15 protein-coding genes are annotated in these 19,573 nt (G+C 67.7%); 6 read left to right on the top strand and 9 right to left on the bottom strand.

The features are described from left to right. Positions 1 to 219: 219 nt before the first annotated feature. A complete protein-coding gene (gene bfr / locus AC5P57_RS02840) occupies positions 220 to 708 on the bottom strand; it encodes a bacterioferritin (protein WP_010486279.1) in 489 nt (162 codons plus the stop codon). A gap of 124 nt (positions 709 to 832) precedes the next feature. Here bfr and AC5P57_RS02835 point away from each other — a divergent pair, with 124 nt between their 5' ends. Then, entirely contained in the window at positions 833 to 3,160 is a 2,328-nt protein-coding gene (locus AC5P57_RS02835; protein ID WP_262236229.1) for a penicillin acylase family protein, read from the top strand. A gap of 78 nt (positions 3,161 to 3,238) precedes the next feature. On the opposite strand, the gene AC5P57_RS02830 is transcribed toward AC5P57_RS02835, so the two are convergent. Both AC5P57_RS02830 and asnB read right to left on the bottom strand, forming a co-directional pair. Next, on the bottom strand, positions 3,239 to 4,627 hold the full coding sequence (locus AC5P57_RS02830) for a cation:proton antiporter domain-containing protein (RefSeq protein ID WP_262236228.1): 1,389 nt from the start codon (positions 4,625 to 4,627) through the stop codon (positions 3,239 to 3,241). Between the two features lie 100 nt (positions 4,628 to 4,727). Next, positions 4,728 to 6,419 (bottom strand): asparagine synthase B, encoded by a 1,692-nt coding sequence (gene asnB / locus AC5P57_RS02825; RefSeq protein WP_262236227.1) that lies wholly within the window; start codon positions 6,417 to 6,419, stop codon positions 4,728 to 4,730. Between the two features lie 330 nt (positions 6,420 to 6,749). Here asnB and AC5P57_RS02820 point away from each other — a divergent pair, with 330 nt between their 5' ends. Next, positions 6,750 to 7,634, top strand: a complete 885-nt coding sequence (locus AC5P57_RS02820; protein WP_262236225.1) for a tetratricopeptide repeat protein — start codon at positions 6,750 to 6,752, stop codon at positions 7,632 to 7,634. A 49-nt stretch (positions 7,635 to 7,683) separates the two neighbouring features. Here the strand turns inward: AC5P57_RS02820 and dapE are convergent, their stop codons facing one another. From dapE to map, 6 genes are read right to left on the bottom strand one after another with little or no spacing between them, the layout of a single operon-like run. After that, a complete protein-coding gene (dapE, locus tag AC5P57_RS02815; RefSeq protein WP_142807600.1) occupies positions 7,684 to 8,811 on the bottom strand; it encodes a succinyl-diaminopimelate desuccinylase in 1,128 nt (375 codons plus the stop codon). Beyond that, positions 8,808 to 9,179 carry an arsenate reductase gene (locus AC5P57_RS02810; protein ID WP_197577866.1) on the bottom strand — a complete coding sequence of 124 codons (372 nt, stop codon included), beginning with the start codon at positions 9,177 to 9,179 and terminating at the stop codon, positions 8,808 to 8,810. The genes dapE and AC5P57_RS02810 overlap by 4 nt, the downstream gene beginning before the upstream one ends. A gap of 31 nt (positions 9,180 to 9,210) precedes the next feature. Continuing rightward, positions 9,211 to 10,077: a hypothetical protein gene (locus AC5P57_RS02805; RefSeq protein ID WP_142807597.1), complete on the bottom strand. Its 867-nt coding sequence runs from the start codon at positions 10,075 to 10,077 to the stop codon at positions 9,211 to 9,213. A 2-nt stretch (positions 10,078 to 10,079) separates the two neighbouring features. Beyond that, positions 10,080 to 11,141, bottom strand: coding sequence for a 2,3,4,5-tetrahydropyridine-2,6-dicarboxylate N-succinyltransferase (gene dapD, locus AC5P57_RS02800; protein ID WP_262236224.1), 1,062 nt, complete (start codon positions 11,139 to 11,141; stop codon positions 10,080 to 10,082). Continuing rightward, complete coding sequence (locus AC5P57_RS02795) at positions 11,141 to 13,750, bottom strand: [protein-PII] uridylyltransferase (RefSeq protein WP_447385576.1); 2,610 nt, start codon at positions 13,748 to 13,750, stop codon at positions 11,141 to 11,143. Before AC5P57_RS02795 ends, dapD begins: the two co-directional genes overlap by 1 nt. 20 nt (positions 13,751 to 13,770) lie before the next feature. Beyond that, positions 13,771 to 14,613, bottom strand: a complete 843-nt coding sequence (map, locus tag AC5P57_RS02790; RefSeq protein ID WP_005408754.1) for a type I methionyl aminopeptidase — start codon at positions 14,611 to 14,613, stop codon at positions 13,771 to 13,773. A gap of 173 nt (positions 14,614 to 14,786) precedes the next feature. On the opposite strand from map, the gene AC5P57_RS02785 reads away from it, so the two are divergent. Genes AC5P57_RS02785 through AC5P57_RS02770 form a run of 4 tightly spaced genes read left to right on the top strand, consistent with a single transcriptional unit; the run spans position 14,787 to position 19,486 of the window. After that, positions 14,787 to 15,317 (top strand): Csu type fimbrial protein, encoded by a 531-nt coding sequence (locus AC5P57_RS02785; protein WP_099551070.1) that lies wholly within the window; start codon positions 14,787 to 14,789, stop codon positions 15,315 to 15,317. Further along, positions 15,317 to 16,066 (top strand): fimbrial biogenesis chaperone, encoded by a 750-nt coding sequence (locus AC5P57_RS02780; protein WP_099551069.1) that lies wholly within the window; start codon positions 15,317 to 15,319, stop codon positions 16,064 to 16,066. The genes AC5P57_RS02785 and AC5P57_RS02780 overlap by 1 nt, the downstream gene beginning before the upstream one ends. A gap of 7 nt (positions 16,067 to 16,073) precedes the next feature. Further along, positions 16,074 to 18,452, top strand: a complete 2,379-nt coding sequence (locus AC5P57_RS02775; protein WP_262236223.1) for a fimbria/pilus outer membrane usher protein — start codon at positions 16,074 to 16,076, stop codon at positions 18,450 to 18,452. Next, positions 18,449 to 19,486, top strand: coding sequence for a Csu type fimbrial protein (locus AC5P57_RS02770; protein ID WP_099551067.1), 1,038 nt, complete (start codon positions 18,449 to 18,451; stop codon positions 19,484 to 19,486). The genes AC5P57_RS02775 and AC5P57_RS02770 overlap by 4 nt, the downstream gene beginning before the upstream one ends. Positions 19,487 to 19,573: the final 87 nt, after the last annotated feature.

The following is a 19,573-nucleotide window of genomic DNA, read 5'->3' as shown; positions in this document are numbered from 1 at the left end:
AAAGCCGGGGAATTCCCCGGCTTTTTCGTTGTCGGCTGGCGGGCGGTGGAGCAGCTGGCGGGCGAAGGCTGGCTGGCGGTGCTCCGGTGCTGGCGGGCGACAGAACGCTGTGCTTCGTCTGGTAGATCCGACCGCTGGTCGGCTGCCTTTTGAAGTGCAGCCGACCAGCGGTCGGCTCTACCGGGTGGTCGCCGGGAATTGCCCGGCGCCCCCTGCGGCTCAGTGCGCCGGGGCGCCGTTGCCGTCGATCTTGCTCAGCTGGTACAGCTCCAGGCCGATGCGCTTGATCAGGCCCAGCTGCTGCTCCAGCCACCAGGCGTGGTCTTCCTCGGTGTCCTTCAGCTGCGCCAGCAGGATGTCGCGGCTCACGTAGTCGCCGTTCTCTTCACACAGCTTCATGCCGGCGGCCAGATTGTTCCGAACGGCGTATTCAGTATCGAGATCCTTCTGCAGCATCTCTTCCACGGTCTTGCCCGGCTCGGTGGCATGCGGGCGCATGTCCGGGTCGCCGCCGAGGAACAGGATCCGGCGCAGCAGCGCATCGGCGTGCTGGGTTTCCTCTTCCATCTCGTGGTTCAGGCGTTCGTACAGCGCGAACAGGCCCTGGTCCTCGTAACGGCGGGAATGGATGAAGTACTGGTCGCGGGCAGCAAGCTCGCCGCGCAGCAGTTCCTTCAGGCAGGCGATGACGTCCGGGTTGCCTTTCATGGGGGGGCTCCTGTGAATCGATGCGGCATAGGGTGCCCCATTTCAGAATACGGTGATCTAATCGGAATCAGTCGCAGTTGCGCCTGCGGCTACAATCGCCCCTCGAGTGCTGGAAGGACCTGCAATGCGACGTAGATGGCGTTGGATACTGGCTCTGCTGATCGCCATCGTGATGGCTGCGGTCCTGACAATCTGGCTGCTGCTGCGTGGCAGCCTGGCCGACCTGGACGGCGAGCATGCCCTGCCGGGGCTGGCCAAGACGGTCACCGTCGAGCGCGATGCGCTGGGCGTGGTCACCATCACCGCCGGCAGCCAGGCCGACGCCATGCGCGCATTGGGTCGCGTGCATGCGCAGGAACGCTATTTCGAAATGGACCTGATGCGCCGCAGTGCCGCCGGCGAGCTGTCGGCGCTGTTCGGGCCGAAGGCCATCGACGCCGACAAGCGCATGCGCGTGCATCGGCTGCGCGCGCGCACCGAGGCGAACATGCGGGCTGCGCTGGGCGACAACATCGAAGCCGTGAGCGCCTATGTCGGTGGGGTCAATGAGGGCCTGGCCGATCTCTCCGTGCGCCCGTGGGCCTACCTGCTGCTGCGGCAATCACCACAGCCCTGGCAGGCCAGCGACAGCGTGCTGGCCGGGCTGGCCATGTATGCCGACCTGCAGGATCCGGGCAACCAGACCGAGCTTGCGCTGAGCCGCATCCGCGCGGTGGTGCCACCGGCGCTGTATGCGCTGATCGCCCACGACGGCACCGAATGGGATGCACCGCTGTTCGGCGAACCCACCGGCAACGCCGCCCTGCCCGATGCCAGCCAGCTTGACCTGCGCACATTGAAGGCAACATCCGGCACCGCGCAGGAAGAGGCGGACGCCGTCGGCAGCAACAACTTCGCGGTGGCCGGGGCGCTTACCGCCGATGGCCGCGCGATCGTCGCCGACGACATGCACCTGGGCCTGCGTGCACCGGGCCTGTGGTTCCGCGTGCGTCTGCGCTACCCGGACCCGCAGGCTGCCGGCGGCCAGGTCGATGTCACCGGTTTTTCGCTGCCCGGCCTGCCCGCGGTGATCGTCGGCAGCAACGGTCACGTGGCCTGGGGCTTCACCAACAGCTACATCGACACGGCGGACTACCGCACTGAACCGGCCAACGCCCCGGCGACCGTACATGAAGAACGCATCACCGTAGCCGGCCAGGCCGATGTGGTGTTCCCGGTGCGCGAAACCGCCTGGGGGCCGGTCCTGCATACCCACGCCGATGGCAGCGGCGACGCGCTGCGCTGGGTCGCCCAGCTGCCCGGCGCGGTGCGTCTGGACTTCGGTGACCTGGCCCGCGCCGGTGACCTGGACACTGCCCTGCAGTTCGCCGACCACGCCGGCATCCCCGCACAGAACCTGGTGGTCGGCGACCGCAGCGGACGCATCGCCTGGCGCCTGATCGGCGCCCGCCCGGACCGCGGCCCCGGCTGTGCGCCTGCGGGCTTCACCGCCGCCAACAACCAGGACTGCGCACCTTGGCCGATCCGCAGCGATGCCTCACCGGCACTGATCGACCCACCCAACCATCGCCTGTGGACCGCCAACGGCCGCGTTCTGGACGGCGAGGCACTGGCCGCCGCCGGCAACGGTGGCTATGACCTCGGTGCACGGGCGCGGCAGATCCGTGACCTGCTGGCGATCCAGGAGCGCTTCGACGAGCACGATCTGCTGGCGATCCAGCTCGATGACCGCGCCGTGTTCCTGCAGCGCTGGTGGGCCCTGCTGCACGACGTCATCGAACGCAGTGACGACCCTGCGCTGAAGCGATTGAAGGCGGTCAGCCATCAGTGGGGCGGGCGCGCTTCAGCCGACTCGGTCAGCTACCGGGTGGTGCGCGAGTTCCGCACGCAGGTGATGGAGACGCTGTCCGATGCGCTGCTGGCACCGGCCAATGCGCAGCTGGGTGAGGACTACCTCGATCCGCGCCTGGCGCAGCTGGAAGGCGTAGCCTGGCCGATGCTGCAGCAGCGCCCGGCCAACCTGCTGCCGCCGGCGTTCGACAGCTGGGATGCGCTGCTGATCGATGCAGCACGCCGCACGGAAGCCGAGCTCTCCAGGCAGGGCCCACTGGCCAGGCGCACGTGGGGTGAACGCAACACCGCGGCGATCTGCCATCCCATTGCTCGCGCACTGCCGGACATCGCCAAGCGCTGGCTGTGCATGCCCGCCGACCGGCTGCCTGGTGACCGCGACATGCCGCGCGTACAGACGCCGAACTTCGGTGCTTCCGAGCGCATGGTGGTGTCGCCCGGCCACGAGGCCGACGGCTTTGTGCATATGCCCGGCGGCCAGAGCGGGCATCCGCTGTCACCTTACTGGGGTGCCGGCCACGAGGACTGGGTGCATGGACGCCCGACCCCGTTCCTGCCTGGCAAGGCACAGCACGTGATGACGCTGGTGCCGGCGCGTTGACGGCCGGGGTCAGATCCCTTTTCCAGAGGAAAAGGGATCTGACCCCACCTCCACGCCTGCATGGATGCCCCCCAGCGCTCAGGCCCTGCGCCGCTCGATCAGGTTCAGCAGCGGCCCGGTCATCGCCGTGGTCACCAACGCCATGATCACCAGCACCGCGAACAGGCGGTCGCCGAGCAGGCCCAGCTCGTAGCCCAGGTTGAGCACGATCAGCTCCATCAGGCCACGGGTGTTCATCAGTGCACCCAGCCGCCACGCCTCGCGCGTGGGCATGCCGGCGCTGCGTGCAGCACTGAAGGTGCCCAGCAGCTTGCCGGCCGTGGCCACCACGATCACCACCGCGCACAGCACGATATCGCTGGCCTGCAATGCATCGGCGCGCATGCGCAGACCGGTCATGGCGAAGAACAGCGGCAGCAGCAGCGTCACTGCGAACGGTTCGACGCGGGCCATCAGCAGCTCGCGCAGCTGCACGTTGGACGACACTGCCACGCCCGCAGCAAAGGCACCGAACAGCGCATGGATGCCGAGCATCTCGGTGACCAGCGCACTGGCCAGCGACAGCAGCAGGATGCCCAGCAGCCAGCGCCCCTCACGGCCCGGTGCGATCTGCTGGCGGGTGAACCAGGGCTTCACCAGCCCCAGCATCAACGCCACGAACGCAACCACGCACAGCAGGTTGAGGCTGGCCGGTAGCCAGCCACTGGCCTGGGCCGCTGCGACGATCAGCGCCAGCAGGCACCACGCAGTGGCGTCGCCCAAGGCGGCGCAGGCGATGGCGGTCTGGCCCAGCGATGTCTGCGTGATGCCGCGGTCGGCGAGGATGCGCAGCAGCACCGGGAACGCGGTGATGCTCATCGAGATGCCGACAAACAACGCGAACGCGGTGAAGCCCACACCTTCGGGGCCGTGCTGCGGATACAGCCAGATCGCCAGGGCGACGCCGAGCACGAACGGCACCGCGATGCCAGCATGGCTGACCGTGAAAGCAAAACGCCGGCGGCCACGCAGTGCCGCCAGGTCCAGCTCGGCACCGGCTACCAGCAGGAACATCAATACGCCCAGCTGGCTGAGCATGCCCAGCGGGCCAAGCGAGCTGGCCGGGAACAGGGCGCCATGCAGCTGCGGCAACAGGCTGCCGAGCACCAGCGGCCCCATCATCAGGCCGGCGGCCATCTCGCCGATCACCGCCGGTTGCCCAAAGCGCTTGAGCAGCGCACCTGCGCCCTTGGCCACCAGCAGCAGCACCAGCAGCTGCAGCAGGAACAGGCCCAGCGGTGACGCCAGATGCTGCGCCCAGCTGCCTTCGGCAGCAGCCGTGGCACGGGCGACCGCCTCGGGCGCCGCCGGCCCGGCATACCGCGCCAGCAGCACGCCGACCAGCAGCGGGACACCGGCCCAGGCCAGATAACGCCATCCCCAATTCGTGGGCGGCGCGTTGCCGCCTGCCTGTACGTCCATGAACATTCCCCAATGCGCAGGGGGGCGATGATACAAAAAGGGGACGGAGGGGATTAAGTCGTTTGTGCCACTAACGACTTAATCCCCTCCGTCCCCTTTTTGGGGCTTAGGCCAGGGCCTGCGCGTGCACGCCGGCAATCGCGCGTCCGGAAGGGTCGGCAGCTGCGGCGAAGCTGGCATCCCAGGCGATCGCCGCCGGCGACGAACAGGCGATCGACTTGCCGCCCGGCACGGTCTCCGCCGCCGCGCGGCTCGGGAAGAACTGCTCGAACAGGTGGCGGTAGTAGTACGCCTCCTTGGTCTGCGGCGGGTTGTGCGGGAAGCGCTTGTCGGCCGCCGCCAGCACACGGTCGCTCACCTGCGCCTCGGCATGCGCTTTCAGCCCGTCGATCCAGCCGTAGCCGACGCCATCGCTGAACTGCTCCTTCTGACGCCACAGGATGCTGTCCGGCAGGTAGCCATCGAATGCCTCGCGCAGCACCGCCTTCTCGATGCGGCGGCCACCGAACCCGGCACCGACCATCTTGTGCGCGGCATCGAAGCGCATCGCCACGTCGAGGAATTCACGATCCAGAAACGGCACGCGCGGCTCCACGCCCCAGGCCATCATCGACTTGTTGGCACGCAGGCAGTCGTAGTTGTGCAGGGCGTCGAGCTTGCGCACCAGCTCATCGTGGAATTCGCGCGCGTCCGGCGCCTTGTGGAAGTACAGGTAGCCACCGAAGATCTCATCGCTGCCCTCGCCGGACAGCACCATCTTCACCCCCATCGCCTTGATCCGCCGCGCCAGCAGGAACATCGGTGTCGATGCACGGATGGTGGTGACGTCGTAGGTTTCGATATGGCGGATCACTTCCGGCAGTGCATCCAGGCCTTCTTCGAAGGTGTATTCGAACCCGTGGTGCACCGTACCCAGCGCTTCGGCGGCGATCGCAGCGGCGGCCAGATCGGGCGAGCCCTTCAAGCCGATCGCGAACGAGTGCAGGCGCGGCCACCAGGCTTCGGTCTGCCCGCCGTCTTCGATGCGGCGGCGTGCATAGCGCGCGGCCACCGCCGCCACCAGCGACGAGTCCAGGCCACCGGACAGCAGCACGCCGTACGGCACATCGCTCATCAGCTGGCGTTCCACCGCATGCTCGAAGGCCTGGCGCAGTTCGGCCAGATCCGCCTGGCGGCCCTGCACGTCGGCGTAGTCACGCCACGGTTGCTGGTAGTAGCGCACCAGCTCACCGCTGGCGCTGTCGAAATAGTGGCCCGGCGGGAACTGCGCGACATCGGCGCAGGAATCGACCAGCGCCTTCATCTCCGAAGCCACCCGCAGGCGCCCCTGCGCATCGTGGCCCCAGTACAGCGGCACCACCCCGATCGGATCGCGCGCAACCAGCACCCGGCCGGCATCACGGTCCCACAGCGCGAAAGCGAAGATGCCGTTGAGCTGTTCCAGCCACTGCGCCGGCGCGCCGCCCTGGCGGTACAGCGCGTTGATCACCTCGCAGTCCGAGCCGGTCTGGAAGTCGTAGGTGGTGGTCAGCGCGGCCTTCAGCTGCTGGTGGTTGTAGATTTCGCCGTTCACTGCCAGCGCCAGCTGCCCATCGGCCGACAGCAGCGGTTGCGAGCCGCCGGCCGGATCGACGATGGCCAGCCGCTCGTGGACCAGCAGTGCGCCTTCGTCCAGGTACACGCCGCTCCAGTCCGGACCCCGGTGGCGCTGGCGCTGCGACAGTTCCAGCGCATGACGGCGCAGGGCGGGAAGATCGTCACCGGCCTGCAGGCCGAAGATTCCGAAGATCGAACACATGGCGGAGCTCCTGTTGGGGAATTTCACGAGGGGAAGGTGTTCGACCGGCCATCCAGGCCCGGGAAGGCTGCGCCCGGGCACAAAAAAACCCGCATCGGCCGATGCGGGTTCTCTGGTGTCCGGGCGTGTATTGCTGTCTATCTACCCAGGGCGCAGTCCCGCATCGGCCGCGCACGATTATTCGCGCGCAGATTATTGCGGTTGTTGTTATTGACGGCGGTGGCCAGGCGGATCGACATGTGATCGACCGTACCCCGGTTTCCGGCGCGACGCAACAGTTGCGTTGGCAACCACACGTGAGGCGCATAATGGCGCGCCCCGCAATGTGTAATGGAAATGCAACACCGCACTGGATGCACCGCCGTACTGGCCGCCCTGCTCTGCCTGGGCCTGACGGCGTGCCAGACCCTGCCCCCGCCGTCCAGGCTGCCACCGGCACAGCAGCAGGCCCTGGAACAGCGCGGCAGCGACGGCAGCTTTGACGGCGCCTGGGATACCGCAGAGACCTTCGAGCGCTTCAACGATCCGCGCGCGCTCGCCTACTACGAGCGTGCCGCTGCGATCACGCCATGGACCTTCCACAACACCAAGGCGGAAGAGGCACTCGGCCGGATCTGGACCTCCGGCATGCTGCGGCATGCCGACAGCCCCCGCATCGATCCTGCACCGGTGCTGCGTGCGTCCTGGCGACGTGGCGAACGCGCCTATCTGGCGGCCGCCAACCACGGCAATCCCTATGCGTTCTACGGGCTCGCCAAGGCCTATCGCCAGCGGGGCGACGCGCAACAGGCGCTGCGCTGGGACCTGCGCGCGATGATCTACCAGCGCTATCCAAGCCGTTCCTCGCAACTGCCGGATGCAGTGGCCGCGCAGGGCGACACCGTGCATCCGCTGGTTGCGCGCATCCAGCGTCGCGCGGCGCGTGGCGATGCCGAAGCGCAAGTGGATCTGGGCGCACTGCTGGAGAAAGGCATGGGACTGCCGCGCGATCCGGCACGTGCGTTGCAGCTGTACCAGCGTGCCGGGGAACAGGGCAATGTCTTCGGCCAGTACTTCGCCGGGCTGCTGCTGGGCCGGAGTGCGCCGGGCGTGGAGAAGGACACCGAGGCGGCGGCACGCTGGTTCGCGAAGGCCGAGGCACAGCGCTTCTACAATGCAGCGCCGAGTTACTGGAAGAAGGCGGTCGAGCCGCCGTTCTTCATTTTTTCGGAGTAGTGCCGGCGGGCGGCGTGCCGACCAACGGTCGGCACCCACCGTCGCAGGCTCACACCAGCAGCCGTTCCACCAGCCGCTGGTACAGCCCGGGCAGTGCTTCCAGTTCGTCCACGCGCACGTTCTCGTCCACCTGGTGGATGCTGGCGTTGACCGGGCCTACTTCGATGCACTGCGCACCCAACGGCGCGATGAAGCGCGCATCGGACGTGCCGCCGCCGGTGCTTTCCTCCGGCGCACGGCCGATGTGCTCGGCCAGCACCGCCCGTGCGGCGGCGCGAAGCGTGCCTTCCGGGGTGTAGAACGGCTCGCCGCTGCGGTGCCACTTCAGCGTGTACTGCAGGCCATGCCGGTCCAGCAGTGCGGCGATCTCTGCTTCCAGCTTCGGCGCGTCCCAATGCGGGTTGTAGCGGAGGTTGAAATCCACTTCGAGCTCGCCGGGAATCACGTTGTTGGCACCGGTGCCGGCGTGGATGTTGGAAATCTGCAGGCTGGTCGGCGGGAAGCTCTCGTAGCCATCGTCCCAGCGTCGCGCACTCAGTTCGGCCAGTGCCGGCGCCGCCTGGTGGATCGGATTGCGCGCCTTCTCCGGGTACGCCACATGCCCCTGCACCCCCTGCACGCGCAGCTTGGCGGACAGGCTGCCGCGGCGACCCACGCGCAGCAGATCGCCCAGCGCCGCGGTCGACGACGGCTCACCGGTGATGCACCAGTCGATGCGCTGCCCGCGTGCGGCGAACAGGCGTGCAACGTGGCGCACCCCATCGATGGCATCACCCTCTTCGTCGCTGGTCAGCAGCACCGCCAGCGTGCCGGGATGGTCGGGATGGGCGGCGACGAACTGCTCGGCGGCGACCACGAACGCAGCCACGCTGCCTTTCATGTCGGCGGCACCGCGCCCGTACAGCACGCCATCGCGGATCTGTGGGGTGAACGGGTCGCTGGTCCAGGCTTCGCGCGGGCCGGTTGGCACCACGTCAGTGTGGCCCAGCAGGACCAGCACCGGTGCGCCCTGGCCATGGGTTGCCCACAGATTGTCGACCTCGCCCAGGCGCAGGTGGTCACAGTGGAATCCAGCCTGCTTCAGCCGCGCCGCCAACAGCGCCTGGCAACCTGCATCGTCCGGCGTCACCGAAGGCCGTGCGATCAGCTCGCAGGCCAGGTCGAGGACGGCACTCATGCGTCGCCCACGCCGAAGCGTGCCTTGAAGCCATTGTCACTGAAACCCTGGCTGGCCCTGCCATCGGCGGTGACCACCAGCGGGCGCTTGATCAGCTGCGGGTACTCGCGCAGCAGCAGCTTCCACTCGGCCTCGGAATCGGCGGCCTTGCGGTTGTCGGGCAGCTGCCGCCAGGTGGTGGAGGACCTGTTGACCATCGCCGCCAGCCCCCCCAGCTGTTCGGCCCATTCCAGCAGCATTTCCGGGCTGGGTTTGTTCTCGCGGTAGTCGACAAAGGTGTACGGCACGCCGAAGCGGTCCAGCCACTTGGTCGCCTTCTTGCAGGTATCGCAGTTCTTCAAACCGTAGACAGTGGTGCTCATGGCCATCTGTGATGCTGGAAAACAGGGGGCCAGAATCTCACAACAGACGCTCGGACACGACCCGGAACGGCACCCTCGGCAAACGGAAGGCGAGGCCCGATTCAAGCGCCACGCCCATCGCCTGCAGGCGCGGGCAATGCAGTTCGCCTTCCAGGCGCAGCGGCTGCAGGCTGTCGACGTCCACCGGCAGCGCGATACGGGTGCTGGCCCAGCGGCGATCACAGGTGCGGGCGATGGCTTCGTCCTGGCAGGTCAGGAAGCGTAGCAGGGCCTGCTGGCCACCGAAGGCCGCCGCCCACGCGGCATCCGCGCAGTCGGCAGCAACCCGCCACTGCAGGCGAAGGTCTGGTGCACTGCCCTGTCCGCCTTCGATCAGCGTGTGGCCACGACCGGCGGCATCCAGCACATGTTCGAAGCGGGTGGAAAGATGCGGCTGCATGGCATCACTGAACGCACGCGCCCCGGCGACGAAGGCCAGTTGGTCCATCACGTTGCGATCAAACAGCACCACCGGCGTGGCGTCCGGATCGTCGTCACGGCACAGGTACCAGCGCCAGTTGCTCTGCTGCGGCGACGGCATCAGCGCGCGCAGCGGCCCGGCCAGCGCGGGCCCGAAGTGCCCGTGACGGTAGCTGAGGATGGTGTACGGCGTGCGCCCGGCATGCACCACGTAATGATGGCCCGGTGGCGGCGTTGGTGCGTGACGCACGTCGACCCACCAGCTCGCGTAGACCACGTCGCGCACATCGCTGGCCAGTGCCGGCATCGGCCAGCGCCGCGACAGCGCGCGACGCAGCCGGCTCCAGCGGGATGCATGCAGCAGGCGCGGCAGCATCCGCCCGAACGCGTTGTCGGACGGATGCCGGTAGATCGCGGACTGCGCCAGGTCTTCCGGCGCAGCCACCTTCAGTCGGCCAGGCCGCGCAGCAGGTCGTTGACGCTGGTCTTGCTGCGGGTCTTGGCATCGACCTGCTTGACGATCACTGCGCAGTACAGCGAGTGGGTGCCGTCCTTGCTCGGCAGCGAGCCGGACACCACCACGCTGTACGGCGGGATGTAGCCGTAGCTGATCTCGCCGGTGGCGCGGTTGTAGATGCGGGTGCTCTGGCTGAGGAACACGCCCATGCCGATCACGCTGTGGTGGCCAACCACCACGCCTTCCACCACTTCCGAACGCGCGCCGATGAAGCAGTGGTCTTCAATGATGGTCGGGCTGGCCTGCAGCGGTTCCAGCACGCCGCCGATGCCGGCGCCGCCGGACAGGTGGCAGTGCTGGCCGATCTGCGCGCAGGAACCCACGGTAGCCCAGGTATCGACCATGGTGCCTTCGCCGACGTAGGCGCCGATGTTGGTGAAGCTCGGCATCAGCACCACGTCCTTGCCGAAGTACGTACCACGGCGGGCAATCGCACCCGGCACCACGCGCACGCCACCACGGCGGAACCTGGCTTCGTCATAACCGGCAAAACGCGATTCGACCTTGTCCCAGAACGGCGCCGGGCGCGCATCGACCACAGCCATGTCGTTGACACGGAAGTACAACAGCACCGCCTTCTTCAGCCACTCGTTGACCTTCCAGCCACCGTGGCCGTCCGGTTCGGCAACGCGGAATTCGCCGCTTTCCAGGCCATCGATCACACGGTTGACCAGCGGCTTGGTCGAGCCTTCCAGTTCGTGCAGGGTCAGCGTGGCGCGGCGTTCGAAGGCACTTTCGATACCGAACTTCAGTTCTTCCACGCCCGGCGCGGCCGGCTTGCGCAGCGACTTGCGGGCGATGGTTTCGGCGCGTGCGGCTTCTGCACTCTTGGCCGGGGCCTTCTTGGGTGCCGCCACCTTCTTCGCCGGCGCCTTCACCGCTGCGGCTTTCTTCGGCGTGGCAGCCTTCTTCACGGCCGGCACGGCGGCAATTTTCCTGGCCGCTGCGCTCTTGGCGGTGGCAGCAGTCTTCTTAACGGGCTTGGTGGCCATCAGGCGGGGTCTCCGGCGTTTCGATCAGGGTCCAGGCAGGCCAGCATCGCGTCATGCAGCTGCTGCCGGGCAGGTTCAGTCAGGGGGAGGTCGTGTTCGTCACTGATCACGAAGGTGTCTTCGGCGCGTTCGCCGAACGTGGCAATGCGCGCATCATGCACGCGCAGGCCCTGGTTGCGCAGCACGAACGCCACGTCGGCCAGCAGGCCGGGGCGGTCGGGCGCGACCAGGGCAAAACGGGTTGCGCCCGGTTCATCGCGGAACTCGATGCGCGGGGCGAAACGGAAATGGCGCAGCTGGCGTGGCACCACCCGGCGCGACGGGCGCAGGCGCGACAGGTCACCACTGAGTGCCTCGCGCAGCGCGGCCTCCAGGTTGGCGCTGCTGCCATCGGCGAAGCTGTCGGCCGGGTTCACTTCGAAGGTATCGAAAATGGTGTCGGCCGGACCATCCAGCACCCGCGCGCGATGGATGCCGTAGCCCTTGCGGTCCAGGGTCATCACGATGGCAGCGAACAGGCCGTCGCGGTCCGGCGAATGCACGAACACTTCCAGTGCCGGGTCGTCGACGCTGATGCGGCGCACCTTCACCAGCGCCTGGCCCTGTTTCACCGGTACCAGTGCGGCAGCCTGCCAGGCCAGCTGCTCCGGGCGCAGGCGGATGAAGCCTTCGTCGGGCATCACGGCGAACTGGCGGTCGATGGTGGCATCGTCATACCCCTGCTCGCGCACCAGCGCACGCACGCTGTCACGCGCCTCGGCCACGCGCTCGGCGGCAGGCACCGGGTGCTCGAGGCCTTCACGCAGCGCGCGCCGGGTCGCGAAATACAGGTCGGCCAGCAGGCGGTCCTTCCACGCGTTCCACAGCTTCGGGCTGGTGCCGGCGATATCGGCGCAGGTCAGCAGGTACAGATAGTCGAGGCGGTCGCGACTGCCGACCAGGGTCGCAAAGCGATGGATCACCACCGGATCGGCGATGTCCTGCTTCTGCGCGGTCACCGACATGCGCAGGTGCTGTTCGACCAGCCAGGCCACCAGTTCGGTGTCGGAGATGCTCAGGGCATGCGCCTGGCAGAACGCGCGTGCATCGACCGCGCCCAGTTCGGAGTGGTCGCCACCGCGACCCTTGGCAATGTCATGGAACAGGCCGGCCAGCAGCAGCAGCTCCGGCTTGCGCAGGCGCGGCCACACCTCATGTGCGATCGAGAAGCGCTCGTCGGCACGGCTGCTGGCGAACTGGCCGATGTTGCGCAGGACCATCAGCGTGTGCTGGTCCACCGTATAGACATGGAACAGATCGAACTGCATGCGCCCGCTGACCTGGGCGAATGCCGGAATCCACTGGCCGAGCACGCCCAGCCTGGCCATGCGCGAAAGCGTATCGACCGGGCGCTGGCCACGCAGCAGGGCCAGGAACTGCTCGCGCGCGTCGGCGTCGGCCTGGTCGTAGGCCGGCAGCAGCGGCAGCGATTCGGCCAGCGCGCGCGCGGTCAGCGAATGCAGGCCGCGCACCTGCGGGTTGTTGGCCCAGCTGGAGAACAGCGCGAACACCTGGCCGATATCGCCACGCGGCCAGTCGGCATCATTGGCCGCCAGGTAGCCGCGTCGCAGGGAAAAACCCACGGTCAGCGGTTCCGGCTGCGCCTCGCCATCGAACTGTTCCTCGAAGCGCTGCAGCAGGCGGTCACTGATCCGGCGCACCACCAGAGCGGCGCGGTAGAAGCCCTGCATCATCTTTTCGACACCGAGATTCTCGGCATCGTCTTCGAAGCCCAGGCGCGCGGCCAGGGTCTTCTGGTAATCGAAGCGCAACCGTTCTTCCGGGCGCCGCGCCACCAGGTGCAGGCCAAAGCGCAGACGCGCCAGCACCGCACGCTCGCGCTTCAGCGCGGCCGCTTCGTCGGCACCCAGGTGGCCCAGGCCGACCAGCGCTTCCAGGTCGCGCACGCCGAAGGCGCGCAGCGCCATCCAGCCCAGCGTGTTGAGATCGCGCAGGCCGCCAGGGCCATCCTTGAGATCCGGCTCCAGGTTGTCGGCGGTGTCACCGAAACGCTGGTGGCGGTTGCGCAGCTCTTCCAGCTTGGCCAGGAAGAAGGCACGTGCAGGCCACAGCTCCCGGTCGTCGATGGCCTCGCGCAGCGCGCGTCGGGCAGCGTCCTCAGCCAGGATCGGACGCGCCTCGATCAGCGCGGTCAACACGGTCTGGTCGGCAGCAGCCTCGCGGCACTGCGCGGCACTGCGCACCGCATGGCTGACTGCCAGCCCGCAATCCCACAGCAGCGCGAACAGGCGCGCCAGTGCGGATTCGTGCGCCAATTGTGCCGGCGGATCGCCGAACACCAGCAGGTCGATGTCCGAGCGCGGGAACAGTTCACCGCGCCCATAACCACCCACTGCGAACAGCGACAGGCCGCTGTCGACCGGCAGGCAGCGCTGCCAGGCCAGGCGGATCAGATGGTCGGCGGCACGCGCGCGCAGCGCCAGCAGGCGCTCGATGTTGTCGCCCTGGTCGAAGCGGCGGTACAGGCGCGCGTCGGCCTGCTGCAGCGCCTGGCGCGCGGCAGCAGCCCAATCCGGGTCGTTGAGCGACGCGGCCGGCGTGTCCAGCAGCGAACTCGCCGGCAGCATCCTCAGGAGACCTGCGACTCGCCCGGCGACAGGGTCAGCACGTCGACGCCGGTCTCGGTGACCGCGATCATGTGCTCCCACTGCGCCGACAGCTTGCGGTCCTTGGTCACCACGGTCCAGCCATCCGGCAGCACCTTGTTGTAGCGGGTGCCCTCGTTGATCATCGGCTCGATGGTGAAGGTCATGCCGGGCTGCAGCACCAGGCCCTGGCCCGGGCGGCCGTAATGCACCACCTGCGGCTCGTCGTGGTAGACCTTGCCGATGCCGTGGCCGCAGTACTCGCGCACCACGCTGAAACGCTCGCCTTCGGCATAGCTCTGGATGGCATGGCCGATGTCACCCAGGGTTGCGCCCGGACGCACCGCACGGATGCCGCGCCACATGGCTTCGTAGGTGGTTTCCACCAGACGGCGGGCCATTACCGACGGGGTGCCGACGAAGTACATGCGGCTGGTGTCGCCGTGCCAGCCGTCCTTGATGACGGTAACGTCGATATTGATGATGTCGCCATCCTTGAGCACCTTCCCTTCGCTGGGAATGCCGTGGCAGATGACGTTGTTGACCGAGGTGCACACGGTCTTCGGGAAGCCGCGGTAGCCGACGTTGGCCGGAATCGCGCCCTGCACGTTCACGATGTGGTCGTGGCAGATGCGGTCCAGCTCCTCGGTGGTGACACCGGGCTTGACGTGGGGGGTGACGATGTCGAGCACTTCGCTGGCCAGGCGGCCGGCGATGCGCATCATCTCGATTTCCTGCGGGGTTTTCAGATTCACGCTCATGGCGCCCATTATCGCCGATCCGGCTGCAATCTGAACGAACGCCACCCAACTGGCGATCCGGGGCATGCACGGTTCCGGCAAGGAAAGTGAAAGCGTGACGACCTCCACCCTTTCGCATGCCTATTTATCACGGATTACAGACACTTACCCCCACAAGCTGGCCATGACTGTCGTCAAAGCGGCCCCGAATGCGCCGCCTTCGCCTTGTTCAACAGACCTTCGGGTCAGGGAGGTTGTCCATGCGATCCACGCTCCGCTCACCGCTCGCCTGGGCCCTGACCGGACTGTTGCTGGCCGGCCCCGCACTGGCGGCCGATACCACGACCTTCAACGTCACCCTGGTGGTCACCAAGGCCTGCACGATCACGGCAGCGGCCGCCACCAACGTTGACTTCGGCACGGCGGCCTCGACCACGGCGACCCCCACCCTGGGCCAGGGTACAGTGACCGCCCAGTGCTCGGCCCTGACCCCGTACACGATTTCGCTGAACGCGGGCGCCAATGCCAGCACCGCCAACGACGTCACCACCCGCCGGATGAAGAACACCAATGCCGCGGTGACCGCCAACAATTTCGTCGGCTACCAGCTCTACCAGGACGCCGCGCATACCCTGGTCTGGGGTGCCACCTCAGGCACCAACACCCAGGCCGGCATCGGCACCGGCCTGGCCGTGCCCTACATCGTCTACGGCCAGATCCTGAACCTGAGTACCAACAACCCGGCCACCGGTAACTACCTGGATACGGTCACCGCCACGATCACCTATTGATGGAGCACGCCCGCATGGCCGGACCCCGCCCGTGGCGCGCCACCGGCGTGGCGCTGCTCGCGCTTTTCCTGCTGGCCACCGCCGCTGCCAGTGCCACCAGCCTCCAGGTCGCCCCCACCAGCCTCCAGCTTGAGGCCCGCCAGCGCGCCGGCGAACTGTGGCTGACCAACAGTGGTACCTCGCCGGTCAGGCTGCAGGTGCGGGTCTTCCGCTGGGTGCAGCAGGATGGCCAGGAACAACTGCTGCCCACTGATGAACTGCTGGCCACCCCGCCGATGCAGGAACTGGGCGCTGGCCAGCAGCAGCTGGTACGGGTGATGCGCCCGAACCACGAACCGCCTGCGGCACAGCAGTACTACCGGCTGATCGTCGACGAGGTGCCTGATCTGGCGACCCGTGCCAACGGCATGCAGTTCGTGCTGCGCTATTCGATTCCGGTGTTCGTGCAACCCTCGGGCGGCAAGCTGGCGCCGCGCCTGCAGGCCAGCCTGGTCCGGCTGGAGGACGGACGCAACGGCGTGGAGGTGGCCAACACCGGCAACAGCTATGCACAGATCGCCGACCTCGCACTGGGCAGCGTCCAGCGTCCGCGCATCGTGCACCCCGGCCTGCTGGGGTATGTACTGCCCGGGCAGGTGATGCGCTGGCCGATCGAGCGCACGGCCATCGACCGCGACAACGACCAGATCACGGCCAAGCTCAATGGCGAGTCGGAACAGACGCCGCTGTCGCCACCACCGGCTCGCTGAGGCGTTGATGGGCGCGCTGTTGGCTGCCCTGGCTCCTGCGGCGACCGAGGCCGCCGATGTGCCCGGCATGGCTGCTGCCGGGGCTGCGGATGTCTCCGGGGTGTCGGCCGATGCGATCCTGCCTGCCCCCACGCCCCTGACCGCCAGCCAGACGCTGTACCTGGACGTCTCGCTCAACAGCACGCCGCGCGGCCTGCTGCCGTTCACCGAAAACCATGGCCGGCTGCAGGCCAGTCCGGAAGTGCTGCGCCAGCTCGGCTTCAGCGCCCGCGGCGATGCGCCGGTCTATCTGGACCAGATCAGCGGGGCCGTGGTGCGCTACGACGCGCATATGCAGACCCTGGCCCTGGACGTGCCACTGGACCAGTTGACCCTGCCGACCACCGTGCTCAGCCAGCCACAGACCCGCGCGCTGGCCGGAAGCGCCTCGCCCGGCCTGCTGCTGAACTACGACGTGTATGGCAGCCGGGTCGACACACTCGGCAACCTCAGCCTCAGCTCGGAGCTGCGCCTTTTCGGGATCGGCAACGGCACCTTCGAAAACACCGCGATCAGCCGCCGCTACCAGCAATCCGGTGACCGCCGCTGGCGTGGCGAGAGCGTGCGCCTGGACACCCGGTGGAGCCTGGACTTCCCCGACAGGGCGATGACCCTGGACGTCGGCGACTTCTACAGTGGTTTCGTCGACTGGACCCGGCCCGTGCGCATGGGCGGCGTGCAGATCGGCCGCAACTACGGCCTGCAGCCCTACCGTGTGCTCACGCCTACCCCCAGCTTCCTCGGCCAGGCGGTGGTGCCGTCCACGGTCGAGCTGTACGTCGATGGGCTGCGCCAGTACAGCGGGCAGGTGCCGGTCGGTCCATTCCAGCTGGCCGCGCAACCCGGCATCAGCGGCACCGGCAGTGCGCAGGTGGTGGTGACCGATGCGTTCGGCCGCATGCAGACGCTGGATTTCAGCTTCTACGGCACCCAGCAACTGCTTGCCAAGGGCCTGTCGGACTGGTCGGTCGGTGTTGGCCGCCTGCGTGAGGATTTCGGCCAGCGCTCCTTCGCCTACGACGATCGCACCGTGGCCAGTGCCAGCTGGCGCGGCGGCGTCAGCGACGCCTTCACCGGCGAAGCACATGCCGAAGGCGGCGGCGGTCTGGCCCAGGCCGGCATCGGCGGCTGGTGGCTGCTCGGCGGCGCGGGCGTGTTCAACGCCGCCTATGCGCACAGTGACTATCACGGCCTGCAGGGCGGGCAATGGGCACTGGGCTACAGCTGGAACAACCGCCGGCTCAACTTCAATCTGCGCACCGTGCGCAGCCATGGTGATTACCGCGACCTGGGCGCACTGCAGGGCAACCTGCCGCCGAGCATCAGCGAACAGGCCACGGTCGGCGCCGATCTGCTGCGGCTGGGCACACTCAGCGCCAGCTACCTGCGCCTGCGCTATCCCGACGGCGAGGACAACCGCTACGCCAGCCTCTTCTGGTCGCGCACCTGGAGCCAGCGCTGGTCGGCTTACCTGTCGGTGAACCAGAACCTGGACAAGAGCGATGACCGCAGCATCTACCTGTCGGTCACCGCCAGCCTGGGCAACAACCGCCAGGCCAGCCTGTCCAGCCAGCGCAATGGCGACAGCCAGAGCTGGGTGGCCGATGTCACCCAGCCGGTGCCCGGCGACGGCAGCGCCGGCGGCGTCGGTTGGCGTGCGCAGGTGCGCCATGGCGAGGATGGCAATGGCGGCCTCGCCGAAGTCGGCATCCTCAATGCTATCGGTCGCTACTCATTCGGCGCCTCGCGCCAGGGCGGCCTGAACTACGCCTACGCCAGCGCCAGTGGCAGCCTGGTGTGGATGGGCGGGCATGCCTTCGCCACCCGCGAGGTCTCCGATGCATTCGCGGTGATCAGCACCAATGGCATCGGTGGCGTGCCGGTGCGACTGGAAAACCGGCTGATCGGCGTGACCGATGATCGCGGCCTGCTACTGGTCAGCCCGTTGCTGTCCTGGCAGCGCAACCGCGTCTCCATCGATACCCTGGACCTGCCCGAGGACATGCGCGCCGACCGCATCGAAGACTGGGTGACACCACGCCAGCGCGCCGGTACCCACGTGACCTTCGCACTGCGCTCGCGGCCCTCGCTGAGCCTGACCCTGCACGGCATGGACGGGCAACCGCTGGAGGTCGGCAGCGAGGTGCAGCTGCCGGACGGGCGCCAGGCGCTGGTGGGCTATGACGGCCTGCTGTACCTGGAAGACGTGGCCGCCGGCAGCGTGCTGTACATCACCACCAGCCGCGGCCAGTGCCGGGTGAAGGTGCCGGACCTGCCCAAGGTGGTGGCCACCGGTGCACGCCCCAAACCGGCGCCGCTGCAGTGCATTCCGGAGGTGGCGCCATGAAGGTGCTGCTGCTCGGATTGCTGCTGATAGCCGGCCTGCTGGCGGCGGCACCGGCACGTGCCACCGCGGTCTGCACCGCCATCGCCGATCCGACGCTGCCGTTCGGCAACGTGAACAGCAATGCGCCAGGCGCAACCACCGGCACGCTCAACATCACGGTGTCCTGCACCACCGCTGCGTTGAGCCTGCTGGCCACCACCGGCGTGCGGGTCTGCGTGGGCATCGGCGCCGGCAGCGGCGGCGGCAGCAGCTCCAGCTGGCGCACGATGAAGACCAGCGCCAGCGACAGCATGAATTTCCAGCTCTACAACACCTCCAACTTCAGCCAGGTAACCGGGCTGACCCCGCGTGGCACTCCGCCGGCACAGGAACTGGCCATGACCTACAGCGTGCCGTTGCTGACCGGTGGCAGCGGTGCGCAGTCGACACAGCTGTTCGCGCAGATCCCGGCCAACCAGATCCTGGCGTCGGGCGCCTACAGCAGTACGTTCAGCGGTGCGAACGTGGTGCTGACCTGGGCCTGGAACGAAGTGCTGCTCGGCACGGCCACCGTGCCCGCCACCTGCAACGGCGGCGCCACCGGTACCAACAGCGCCAGTGCCGCCTTCAGCTTTACCGCCACCGCCAACGTGTTGCCGCAGTGCGGAAGCTATGTCACCACCAACATGAACTTCGGCAACGTCACCGGCAGCATTCCCGCCAACATCGACCAGACCGCCACCTTGACCCTGACATGCCTTAAGAACACGGCCTACCAGGTCAGCCTCAACAACGGCCAGAACAACCCCACCGCCACCAGCACGCGGCGCATGGCCACCACCATCGGCGCCAGCACCTACTACCTCACCTACGAGCTGTACCGCGATTCCACGCGCACCCAGCGCTGGGGCAACACGCTGACCGTCGATACCGCCAGCGGTACCGGCACTGGCAGCGCGCAGCAGCTGACAATCTATGGCCGGGTGCCGCCGGTCACGGGCCAACCACCGGCCGGCACCTACAACGATGTGGTGCAGGTGACGATCACCTATTGACCTGCGTGCCGACCAACGGTCGGCACCCACCAGGCAGGTTTCGGACGATCGACGCCCACCGGGGCGGGTTTCCGTAGATCCACGCCA

It is taken from the genome of Stenotrophomonas sp. YJH_SMC_79 (genome assembly GCF_059367995.1).
This window is presented reverse-complemented; position numbering and strand designations above follow the sequence as displayed.

Excerpts from the sequence above, each read along its gene's own strand:
- bfr (WP_010486279.1), bottom strand. The coding sequence starts at position 708 with ATGAAAGGCAACCCGGACGTCATCGCCTGCCTGAAGGAACTGCTGCGC.
- AC5P57_RS02835 (WP_262236229.1), top strand. The coding sequence starts at position 833 with ATGCGACGTAGATGGCGTTGGATACTGGCTCTGCTGATCGCCATCGTG.
- AC5P57_RS02830 (WP_262236228.1), bottom strand. The coding sequence starts at position 4,627 with ATGTTCATGGACGTACAGGCAGGCGGCAACGCGCCGCCCACGAATTGG.
- asnB (WP_262236227.1), bottom strand. The coding sequence starts at position 6,419 with ATGTGTTCGATCTTCGGAATCTTCGGCCTGCAGGCCGGTGACGATCTT.
- AC5P57_RS02820 (WP_262236225.1), top strand. The coding sequence starts at position 6,750 with ATGGAAATGCAACACCGCACTGGATGCACCGCCGTACTGGCCGCCCTG.
- dapE (WP_142807600.1), bottom strand. The coding sequence starts at position 8,811 with ATGAGTGCCGTCCTCGACCTGGCCTGCGAGCTGATCGCACGGCCTTCG.
- AC5P57_RS02810 (WP_197577866.1), bottom strand. The coding sequence starts at position 9,179 with ATGGCCATGAGCACCACTGTCTACGGTTTGAAGAACTGCGATACCTGC.
- dapD (WP_262236224.1), bottom strand. The coding sequence starts at position 11,141 with ATGGCCACCAAGCCCGTTAAGAAGACTGCTGCCACCGCCAAGAGCGCA.
- map (WP_005408754.1), bottom strand. The coding sequence starts at position 14,613 with ATGCCCCGGATCGCCAGTTGGGTGGCGTTCGTTCAGATTGCAGCCGGA.
- AC5P57_RS02785 (WP_099551070.1), top strand. The coding sequence starts at position 14,787 with ATGCGATCCACGCTCCGCTCACCGCTCGCCTGGGCCCTGACCGGACTG.
- AC5P57_RS02780 (WP_099551069.1), top strand. The coding sequence starts at position 15,317 with ATGGAGCACGCCCGCATGGCCGGACCCCGCCCGTGGCGCGCCACCGGC.
- AC5P57_RS02775 (WP_262236223.1), top strand. The coding sequence starts at position 16,074 with ATGGGCGCGCTGTTGGCTGCCCTGGCTCCTGCGGCGACCGAGGCCGCC.
- AC5P57_RS02770 (WP_099551067.1), top strand. The coding sequence starts at position 18,449 with ATGAAGGTGCTGCTGCTCGGATTGCTGCTGATAGCCGGCCTGCTGGCG.